The organism is Streptomyces longispororuber, assembly GCF_024448165.1.
GTDB classification, from domain to species: Bacteria; Actinomycetota; Actinomycetes; order Streptomycetales; family Streptomycetaceae; genus Streptomyces; species Streptomyces longispororuber_A.
On sequence record NZ_JAMOLN010000325.1, the window covers coordinates 1 to 7883 of the forward strand.

The following is a 7883-nucleotide window of genomic DNA, read 5'->3' on the forward strand; positions in this document are numbered from 1 at the left end:
GCGAGCGGCCCCGCGGGCGAACTGAGACTGCTGCGCACGGCCTACCGCTGGCAGCGCCGCGTCTCGACGCTCACCGCGATCGGCTACTTCTTCACGTTCCTGCTGCTGTCCGCGTTCGCCCCGTCCCTGATGACCCGCGCGGTCACCGGCGGCCTCTCCTTCGGCCTGCTGATCGGCGTGTGCCAGTTCCCCGTGACCTGTCTGGCGCTCTACGTGTACGAGCACACGGCACGGCGCCGCGTCGACCCGCTCGCCCACCGGCTGCGCCGCCAGGGAGGGACGCGATGAACCCCGTCGCCGCGACATCCGTGTCCACCGAGTCGATGGCCCTGGTCGCGTTCACCGGCGTCGCCTCGGTCATCCTGCTGCTGTGCATCGTCACCGGGCCCGAGCGGGACGACCTCGCGGAGTTCTACACGGGCTTCGGCCGGCTCGGCCCGATGCGCAACGGGCTGGCGATCGCCGGTGACTACATCTCGGCGGCGACCGTCCTCGGCACCTGCGGCGTCGTCGCCCTCACCGGGTACGACGGCGCGGTCCTCGCCCTGGCCACCGCGCTCTCCCTGACGCTCCTGATGTTCCTGCTGGCCGAACCCCTGCGCAACGCGGGCCAGTTCACCATGGGCGACGTGCTCGCCCGCCGGATGCCCGGCCGCGCCGCGCGGCTCGCGGCCTGCCTGGTCACCCTCGCGGCGCTGCTGCCGATGATGCTCGTCCAGCTCGCGGGCGCGGGCGACCTGCTGGGGTTCCTGCTCGGCTTCGACAGCGCCGGGTTCAAGACCGGCGTCATCGTCACCGTCGGCGGCCTGATGATCAGCTACGCGGCGATCGGCGGCATGAAGGGCACCGCCGTCATCCAGCTCCTCAAGATCGTGACGCTGCTCGGCTCCGGCACCGTGGTCTCCGTGCTGATCCTGCGCCGCTTCGACTGGGACCCGGGTGCCCTGCTCGCCGCGGCGGTGGCCAACAACGGCGCGGGCAGCGCCTATCTGAAGTCGGGACTGCAGTTCGTGCACAGCGGCAGTCCCCGCCTCGACATGATCAGCTCGTATCTGACGGTGATGCTCGGCGGCGCCGCGCTGCCGCACGTCACGATGCGCATGTACACGGCGCGGCACGCCCGCGAGGTGCGCCGCTCGATGTCCTGGGCGGTCACCTCGACGGGCGTGTTCGCGCTGATGATCTCGGTGATCGGGTTCGGGGCTACGGCGCTGATCGGCAGCAAGGCGATCGCCGCGGCCGACCCGCAGGGCAACACCGCGTTCCTGCTCGGCTCGCGCGCCGCGTTCGGCGCCGAGCTGAGCACCGCGGGGGCCCTGGTGTTCACGACGGTCACCACCGCACTGTTCCTCACGCTGCTCGCCTCGGTCTCGGGCATGATCCTGGCCTGCGCCAACTCCCTGGCCCACGACGTGTTCGCGCACTGGGGCCGCACCGAGCCGACGCCCCGCAGGGAGATGACGCTGGCCCGCTGCTCGGCGCTCGCGATCGGCGCCCTCACCATCGCGCTCGCCACCTACTTCCAGCACCGCAGCCTGCAGCCGCTGGTCTTCCTCGCACTCGGCATCGGCGCCTCCGCGCTCGCCCCGGCACTGGTGTACAGCCTGTTCTGGCGCCGCTACACCCGTACCGGACTGCTCTGCACGCTGATCGGCGGCACGCTCGCCTCGATGGTCCTGATCACCGGCACCACGCTGGTGTCGGGCAACCCGGCGTCGCTCTTCCCCGACCGGGACTTCACCTGGTTCCCGTTCACGACGACGGGTCTCGTCTCGATCCCGCTGGGCTTCTTCCTCGGCTGGCTGGGCACGGTGCTCACCGGGCCGCGCAAGGCACAGGCCCAGCGGCAGCTCTACGAGGCGGTGGAGGGCTGGATCCTGGCGGGGGCGCCGGTGACGCCGCCCCCGCCGGCCGCTACGACCGGTAGCGGAAGAGGATCCGGCCCCGGGTCAGGTCGTACGGGCTGATCTCCACCAGGACCCGGTCGTACGGGAGGATCTTGATGTGGTGCTTGCGCATCTTCCCGCTGATGTGCGCGAGCACCACGTGCCCCTTCTGCATCTCGACCCGGAACGTCGCGCCCCGCAGGCACTCGACGACGACGCCTTCGAGCTCGATGCCCTTCGCCACGCGCGCCATGTCTATCGACGCTCCAACTCGACGTTGCCGCCGACCCGTCGGGCACCGACCTCCGCCAGCAGGGACAGCCCGGGACGGTTGGACTCCTGGGCCTCGGCCCAGGCGCCCGCGACCCCGGCGGCGTGCAGCGAGCCGAGGACCTCGGCGAGCAGGGCCCGGGCGATGCCGCGGCGCCGCACGTCCGCGCGCACGGCGAGCAGACCGATCCGCGGCCTGCGCGGCACGGGCGCGATCCTGAGCATCCCCACGTACCGGCCGTCGAGGACGGCGACGGCGTACTTCGCCGGGTCGACGACGGTGACCCCGGGCGGCAGCGGCACCACCTCGGCGGGCATGGTGTGCCAGCCGCCCGCGGCCGCCACCTCGTCCCGGACAGCCCGGTCGAGGTCGCGCAGCGGGCCCTCCTGCGCCGCGCCGAACGGCACGACCGTCACGCCCTCGGGCACGGGCGCGGCACCGAGCCCGGTGACGCCGGGATCGGTGGGGACGACGTACTCGCCCTCGCGACGCCCCGGCGTGAAGCCGGCCTGCCGCCACCGGGCGATGAGGTCGTGGTCGTCCTCGTCCACCACGGTGTGCAGCGGCGTGGGCAGCGCGGCGGGCATGACGCGGGCGAGCCGGTCGAAGGCGGCGTCGTGCCAGGCGTCGATGCTGACGTAGGCCCGGCCGCCCGACCGGTGCGAGAGGTCCCCGGTGCCGACGACGCGGTCGCCCTCCAGGGCCTGCCACTGATCGTCGGCGACCCGCGTGACCTCGATGGATGGGGATGCCGGTCCTGATGCGTGTGTGTTCATGGTGTCCGTCCTTCGGAAGTGCGGTCCTGGCACTCCCGGCGACACCTGCGTCAGTCGCCCGACCGTGAAGGACAGGGGGAGCACCCATGCGATACAGCGTTCACGGGACTCACCTCCTGGGCCGACTTCACGATCGCCGAAAAGCTAACACCCACCGCCCGCCCGGCCAACCGAATTACGCTGCCGGGGAGTTCTCCGACGGCGGGGCGCGCCCCGCTTCCTCGGCGCCGACGACCTCGGCCGCGAGGTCCTGGACCACCTGCCGGGCAGAGCCGCCCTCGCTCCCGGGGAGCAGCGGTCGGCCCGAACGGAGGGCTTCATCGACTGGGACCTGGCCGCCCCGGGCCGCCGTGTCGACGACGTCGCCCACGTGTGCTGGCAGTACCTGGACCTCGGCCCCGCGATCGACGACGTGCCGGAGGCCTCCCGCCGGCTGCGTCTGCTCTGCGACGCCTACGGCCTGACCGACCGGACCCCGCTGCTGCCCACGGTCCTGTCCTGGCAGGACCGCTGCCTGCGGGACCGGGGCGTGGTGACGGAGATCCGTGCCGCCCACGCGTGGGTGACCCGGCACCGCGCGGAACTGGACGCGGCGCTGTGCCCCGGGGCGGCGGCGCCTACTTGCCGAGGCGTTCCGCCGTCGCCGCGCGGCGGGCCAGTACCCCGTCGCTCAGCTCCGCCATCTCCCGCAGTGCGTCCCGGCGTTCGCGCTTGGCCAGGCGGTCGAGGTAGAGCCGCCCGTAGAGGTGGTCGGTCTCGTGCTGGAGGCAGCGGGCGAAGTAGCCGCGGCCCTCGACGACGAGCGGGTTGCCGTCCTTGTCCCGGCCGCGGACGACCGCGTGGTCGGCGCGCGGCACCGGCTTGTACGGGCCGGGGACGGAGAGGCAGCCCTCCATCTCGTCGACGAGCCTGCGGGTGGCGAGCGGTTCCTCGTCGAGGACCGGGTTGGCGATGTGGCCGACGTGGCGCACGCCCCAGTCGTCCTCCATGTCGTACACGAACAACTGCAGGTCCACGTCCACCTGGTTGGCGGCGATGGCCGCCCCGTGCGCGACGTGGTTCGTGGCGAACATGTCGTCGATCAGCCGGGACAGCTCCGGCGTACCGAAGTGCGCCTCCGTGACCGGTGCACAGCGGCGGCGCAGCACCTCCTCACCGACCACCGTGATGCGCCGCACGGCACCCCGCTCGACCTCCGGTGACAGCCCGCTCCCGGCCATGTCCACCCAACTCCCCTCCGCCTCGTGCCACTTGACCAAATCCTTTGCAAAGTAGCACCCTTTGCAAAGTGACCGAGGAATCCACGGAGAACGACCCGTCCACGGCCGCGGCGCGCGGCCCCGCCCGCCGGCTGCCCGACCATCCCGTGCGCATCGCGCTGCTCGACCTGCTGGCCGAGGCCGGCACGGTGACGTCGACCCAGGCCGCCGCCCGGCTCGGGTACAGCTCGGGCCTCTGCTCGTTCCACCTGCGCCGGCTCGCCGAGCACGGCCTGATCGAGGAGGCCGCGCACGGCGGCGGCCGGGCCAGGCCGTGGCGGCTGCGCTGGGACGACCCGCGCCAGTCGCTGCACGCCGCCGACCGCTCGGTCGAGGCCACCGTGCACCTGACGCCGGAGGAGATCGACGAAGTGGCGCTGGCCGTGCGGGAGTTGCTCGCCCCCTACGAGCGCCGCCGGTCCCACCCCGAGGGCGCGGTCCCCGTCGCGGCGGTCGCCCGGCTGCGCCCCCTGACCGGAGCGCCGGCGGCTACTCGGCCGCGGCCCGCCCGGTGAGCGCCGCCAGCGAACTCCGTACGTGATCCATGTGCGCCCGCACCTCGTCCCACGCCTCCCCGTGCTCCCGCAGCACCCGCTCCGTCTCCCTGGCCACCCGCTCGTCCCGGGCGCGGGCCTGCGCGAGGAGCTCCGCGGCGGTGGCGTCCGCGTCCTCCTGGCCGTGCCGGGCGGCCTCCTCCGCCTCCGCGAACGCCCGCTTGGCCTCCGAGAGGCGGGCCTCCGCCGCCGCCACCGCCTCGGCCTCCCGCTCGTCCGCGGCGGCGGCCCGCTCGGCCGCCTCCCGCTCGAAGGCGTCGAACCGCTCGGCGTGCTCCTTGGCCTGGTCCGCGAGGACGCCCTCGCAGCGCCGCCGCATCTCCCGCAGCGCGGCGAGCGCCTCGCCCCGCGCCTCCTTCACGTCGCGCCGCGCGGCGACCCGGGTCTCGTCCGCGGTGGCCCGCGCCGACGCCTCGCGCCGCTCCGCACGCTGCTCGGCCTCCGCACGCACCTCGTCGGCGTGGGCCTGCGCCGCGTCGCGCAGCTCCCGGCCCGCGGCGTCCGCCGCCTCGGTCACGGCCGCCGCGTCGGCCCGCCCCGCGTGCTGGACGGCGGCGGCCTCCTCCTCGGCCAGCTCCAGCAGGTACTGGGCGCGCTTGCCGAGGGTCTCGTAGGTCTGCGGGGCGAGCCGCGCGACGACCGCGCGCAGCCGCTCGGCCTCCGCCTCCATGTCCTTGGCGAGGACGGTCAGGCGCGCGGCCCGCTCCCACGCCTCGTCGCGGGCCTCGGACAGACCGGCGGCGTGGGCCTCCACCTGCTCGGGACGGTAACCACGACCTCGTACGGTGACGAAGCCGTACGGCGACGCCGATGCACCTGCACCGCTCATCGTTGATCCCCTCTCCACCGGTCTCCACCGGTCTCCGCCCGACGGAAACCGACGGAAACCGACGTGCGACGTTCTGCGCGATTGGCGCACATCTTTGTGGATCAAGCGGAACCGCTCATAACGCGACACTCCGCCCGACCCACTCGGTCAAGGATGCGTCAATTGGCGCCGAAAGTCGGAATCGCGGTGTCGTCGCGGAGCGCGGCGAAGAGCTGACCGGCCTCGGACTCGTCCCACACGACGACGTCACCGACCCCGGGCACGGACGGCTCGCCCGCCACCGGCACGGTCGTCGTCGCCGCCAGGTCCGACATCTTCGCGCCCATCGAGGCGAGCGATCCGATGCCGGTGTCCGGGTCGACCGTGAGCGCGTCGAGGGAGGCGCTCAGGAACGGGATCAGCTTCCACGGCGGGACCAGGACACCCACGCTGAGCGCCTTGTCGGCGATGGCGTCGACCAGCTGCCGCTGCCGCTCGACCCGGCCCAGGTCGCCCCGCGGGTCGGAGTAGCGCGCCCGCGCGTACTGCAGGGCCTGGACCCCGTCCATGTGCTGACAGCCCGCGTCGAAGTCGGCCCCGGACTTCTCGTCGTGCAGCCCGCCGTCCGGTACGCAGAGGGTGACGCCGCCGAGCGAGTCGACGACGTCGACCAGGCCCAGGAAGCTGATCTCCGCGTAGTGGTCGAGCCGCAGGCCCGTCGCCTCCTCCACGGTCCGGGTGAGCAGCGGCGCGCCACCGAGCGCGTACGCCGAGTTGATCTTGCCCTTGCCGTGGCCGGGGATGGACACGTACGAGTCGCGCGGGACGGAGATCAGGTAGGGACCGCTGTCCCCGTAGTGCAGGATCATGATCGTGTCGGTGTTGAGGCCCTGGTCGTTGCCGACGTGGAGCGCCTTGCGCTGTTCGGGCGTCAGGTCCGCGCGCGAGTCCGAGCCGACGAGCAGCCAGTCCGTGCCGCTGCCCGCCGTCGGGCGGCCGTCGTAGGCGGTGAAGGCGTCCGTGGTCCGCAGCCGGGAGTCCGCCCAGAAGTACAGGGCCGTGCCGTATCCCAGCAGCAGGACCAGGACGACGAGCAGGGTCAGCAGGACCCGCTTGGGCCAGCGCCGCTTCGTCCCCCGCTGCCGCTGCGTCGGTGTCGCTGCCATGAGCGCATGATCGGGGCGCCCGACCGGTCCCGCAGGTCGAGCGCCCCGTCATCAGCCGTCACACGGTTACAGCAGGCCGTCCCACATCTGCTCCAGCAGCACCGACCACCAGGTCTCGGGCGAACCGAGGGCGGCCGGGTCGATGGCGCTGAGCTGAGCCTGGAAGTCGACCGTCCAGCGGCCCGCCTGCTCCGGGTTGAGCCCGAAGCGCAGCCGCCACATCCGGCCGAGCAGGGCCAGCGAGCGCGCGAACTCGGGCAGCCCCGTGTTCACGAACTGCGGCGGCACCGGCGCACCGCCGGGACCCGCCTCGACCGGCACGGCCACGATGTGCGCCGTGCCGTACTGGACGCAGACCGCCTTGCCGAAGTCGCTGCCCATGACGAGGTACGAGCCCGCGTCCGACGCCGGCTGCACCCCGCGCTCCTGCGCCAGCTCGGCCAGCGTCGGCACCGGGCGCCCCGGCTGGGCCTGCGCCCAGAAGAACGGCCCGAAGTCGGCGGGCAGTCCGGCCACGACGAGCGTGTGCGCGACGACGTCCGGGACGCCCTGGCGCGACACGGCCCGCTGGTCGAACCGGAACACGCCGGGCCCGAACGCCGCGGCCAGCTCCTGCGCGATGGCCTCCGGCGGGACCGGCGGCGAGGGCTGCGCGGGCGGCAGCGGCGCCCGCACCGGTGCGGGCCGCGCGGGACCGTCGGCGACCTGGTGCAGCTCGCCCTGGTGCGCGATGAGCTGCTGCATGCCCTGCTGGCGCGAGGCGTGGTCGGTGCCGTACGGCGCGATCGACGTGATCCGGGCCTGCGGCCACTGCTCCTGGATCATGCGGGAGCAGTACGCGCCGGGCAGCGAGCAGGACTCCAGCTCCGTGTGGAGTTCGAGGACCTGGTCCGGCGGGATGTTCATGCCGCGCAGCTCGTGGAAGATCTGCCACTCCGGGTGCGGCACACCGGGCGCCGACCGCCGGATGAGCTGCTGCTGGGAGCCGTCGGGCGCGCGGTAGCTGAGCACCGCCTGGTAACCGGGGCCCACGGTCGGCTGACCGGAGGGCGCCTGCGGATAGCCGTACGCCGCCGGGGGCGGGCCGCCCGGGATCTGCTGCCCGGGCGCGGGCGGCGGCATGGCACCGGGCGGCGGGGGCGGCATCGCGGGTCCCGGGCCCT

9 protein-coding genes are annotated in these 7883 nt (G+C 73.6%); 3 read left to right on the forward strand and 6 right to left on the reverse strand.

Annotated features, from left to right (window positions below; all coding sequences use genetic code 11):
* Both M4J07_RS45345 and M4J07_RS45350 read left to right on the forward strand, forming a co-directional pair.
* Nucleotides 1-288 (forward strand): DUF485 domain-containing protein (locus M4J07_RS45345; RefSeq protein WP_255982764.1); only part of this gene is annotated, 288 nt, incomplete at its 5' end.
* Complete coding sequence (locus M4J07_RS45350) at nt 285-1967, forward strand: sodium/solute symporter (protein WP_255982766.1); 1683 nt, start codon at nt 285-287, stop codon at nt 1965-1967. The genes M4J07_RS45345 and M4J07_RS45350, both read left to right, overlap by 4 nt.
* On the opposite strand, the gene infA is transcribed toward M4J07_RS45350, so the two are convergent.
* The 3 genes from infA to def form a co-directional block, all read right to left on the reverse strand.
* Complete coding sequence (gene infA, locus M4J07_RS45355; protein ID WP_255982768.1) at nt 1915-2139, reverse strand: translation initiation factor IF-1; 225 nt, start codon at nt 2137-2139, stop codon at nt 1915-1917. The two genes, M4J07_RS45350 and infA, sit on opposite strands and share 53 nt — an antisense overlap.
* 2 nt (nt 2140-2141) lie before the next feature.
* Nucleotides 2142-2933, reverse strand: a complete 792-nt coding sequence (locus M4J07_RS45360; RefSeq protein ID WP_255982770.1) for a GNAT family N-acetyltransferase — start codon at nt 2931-2933, stop codon at nt 2142-2144.
* A gap of 617 nt (nt 2934-3550) precedes the next feature.
* A complete protein-coding gene (gene def, locus M4J07_RS45365) occupies nt 3551-4153 on the reverse strand; it encodes a peptide deformylase (protein ID WP_255982772.1) in 603 nt (200 codons plus the stop codon).
* A gap of 68 nt (nt 4154-4221) precedes the next feature.
* Here def and M4J07_RS45370 point away from each other — a divergent pair, with 68 nt between their 5' ends.
* Nucleotides 4222-4707 (forward strand): winged helix-turn-helix domain-containing protein, encoded by a 486-nt coding sequence (locus tag M4J07_RS45370; RefSeq protein WP_374215197.1) that lies wholly within the window; start codon nt 4222-4224, stop codon nt 4705-4707.
* Here the strand turns inward: M4J07_RS45370 and M4J07_RS45375 are convergent.
* The 3 genes from M4J07_RS45375 to M4J07_RS45385 all read right to left on the reverse strand — a co-directional run.
* Nucleotides 4682-5575: a cellulose-binding protein gene (locus M4J07_RS45375; protein ID WP_255982774.1), complete on the reverse strand. Its 894-nt coding sequence runs from the start codon at nt 5573-5575 to the stop codon at nt 4682-4684. The genes M4J07_RS45370 and M4J07_RS45375 overlap by 26 nt on opposite strands.
* A gap of 158 nt (nt 5576-5733) precedes the next feature.
* A complete protein-coding gene (locus M4J07_RS45380) occupies nt 5734-6720 on the reverse strand; it encodes an LCP family protein (RefSeq protein WP_255982776.1) in 987 nt (328 codons plus the stop codon).
* Nucleotides 6721-6786: 66 nt separating this feature from the next.
* The coding region (locus M4J07_RS45385; protein ID WP_255982778.1) for an SUKH-4 family immunity protein at nt 6787-7883 on the reverse strand (1097 nt) is incomplete at its 5' end.